The organism is Maribacter luteocoastalis (assembly GCF_048890225.1).
GTDB classification, from domain to species: Bacteria; Bacteroidota; Bacteroidia; order Flavobacteriales; family Flavobacteriaceae; genus Maribacter; species Maribacter luteocoastalis.
This window is the reverse complement of record NZ_JBMFZG010000023.1, coordinates 1-1,573: the sequence shown is the minus strand read 5'-3', so window position 1 is coordinate 1,573 and position 1,573 is coordinate 1. Positions and strand designations below refer to the sequence as shown.

Here is a 1,573-nt window from a genome sequence, read left to right as displayed (position 1 = left end):
GTGTATAATTAATGACTAGTCCTGACCTGCTTACGAAAATCCTCGCGGATTTTTTATCTAGTTTTTATTTGCTAAATTAGGTGCTTAAGCACGCCACTAATCATACACAAACACGTTGTGCAACATTTCAAAAGATAATATTGAAAAAATTCATTCTTGTTACTCTCATTATGTTTTCTTCATGTAAGGACCTGAAAAAAACGGACAATAAGGTTGAGGAAAAATTAAAACGGACGGATTTTAGACTTGCTAACTCCGACTTCACAATAATTGAATTCAATCCGGAATGGTACTGGATTTTCCAAGATGAAAAACCAACTGCAACGGAATTAAGTCTAGACGAATTGAGCAAAATTGAGCCAATTTTAAAAAAAGCAATTGAAAAACACAATGAGGGATTAGAAACGGATTCTAGATGGAGACTTGAATTAGAAGGTTACAAACGTCAGTATGTGGCCACTTTAAACGAAAAAGGAGAAAAGGAAATTTGGCTAAACTTTTTTTGTCTTGATTTCGAATTTGACAAATGGCGGAGTGAAATACCACTGGTCGAAGATGGAGGGAATTGCTTCTTTAATATTAAAATTAATCTTACAACAAAATCCTATAAGGACTTGCGAATAAATAGCATCGCTTAAAAAACGTTGCACAACACGATGTATAATTAATTGCGGGCGGATTTCCCACAGGGAAATCACTGCAATCAATTATCTTTAGAGCTAGGCGGACATTTTCCGTTGGAAAAGTCCCCAACTAATCATACACAAGACCGTTGGCAATAATTATGAACTTAAGCTGGAAACATATTATTCTTTACTCAATTTTTGTGCTTTTTCTAGCTTCTGCTTATGGACAAAGGGCAAAAACTAAATTTGATTTTGACATGGACGCTGTTTCGGCGGAATTAAAAAGCGAACTTTCAAAACAAAAGGTGGACACTTTATTACAGGCCTATTATTTTTTTGACAACGGTCGTGGGGATAAAGCGACCAACTTCTTTTTTTGGACAAAGGATGGAAAAAATTATGTTAAGGCTATTGGAGTTGGGAAAAAGGAAAAAGCAAATGTTCATGAAACCATGGACTGTCCAAAATTTAAAGAAATACTGGATTTTTACTTTAACAACATAAAACAAATCATTGGTTCAGAACCGAAACCATCAATGATAATAAGCCACAATTATGGATTTTATGTTTTGTTAAAAGTAAACGGAACAGAATTCAAAACTTACTTAAGAAATGAAAGTTGGATAGACAACGAACACCCTAGGGCGGAATGGATTCAAATGATTGCTGAAATTGCAAAACCATACATAGAAAATAAATAACTATTGCCAACACCGGCTATAATTCATTGCTGCATTTTCGCTAAATTTAAACGCATAAACCATTAACAGGGCCCGATTTCTCCCGGACAAATCCTGCCGGATTTATCCGCAACGAAATCATAGCCCAACCGTTGGCAACAATATTGAAAAAAATAATCTTCATATTATTTCTTGTAATTACTGCTTGTAAATCAGGCTTCGACTCGACTTCAATTGACAAATCTTCAAGGGAGTGCATTGAGAAAG

3 protein-coding genes are annotated in these 1,573 nt (G+C 35.0%); 2 read left to right on the top strand and 1 reads right to left on the bottom strand.

Annotated features, from left to right (window positions below):
• The first annotated feature begins 140 nt into the window (after positions 1 to 140).
• Both ACOCEA_RS17910 and ACOCEA_RS17905 read left to right on the top strand, forming a co-directional pair.
• The gene (locus tag ACOCEA_RS17910; RefSeq protein ID WP_420757647.1) at positions 141 to 638 is read left to right on the top strand and encodes a hypothetical protein; all 498 of its coding nucleotides are present in this window, start codon (positions 141 to 143) and stop codon (positions 636 to 638) included.
• Positions 639 to 784: 146 nt separating this feature from the next.
• On the top strand, positions 785 to 1,327 hold the full coding sequence (locus tag ACOCEA_RS17905; RefSeq protein WP_420757646.1) for a hypothetical protein: 543 nt from the start codon (positions 785 to 787) through the stop codon (positions 1,325 to 1,327).
• 46 nt (positions 1,328 to 1,373) lie between these two features.
• On the opposite strand, the gene ACOCEA_RS17900 is transcribed toward ACOCEA_RS17905, so the two are convergent.
• Positions 1,374 to 1,573, bottom strand: a 200-nt coding sequence (locus ACOCEA_RS17900; RefSeq protein WP_420757645.1) for a hypothetical protein, incomplete at its 5' end; no start/stop codon positions are given.

What these genes read in the sequence shown, in the direction of transcription:
- ACOCEA_RS17905 (WP_420757646.1), top strand. Translation starts at nt 785, where the DNA reads ATGAACTTAAGCTGGAAACATATTATTCTTTACTCAATTTTTGTGCTT.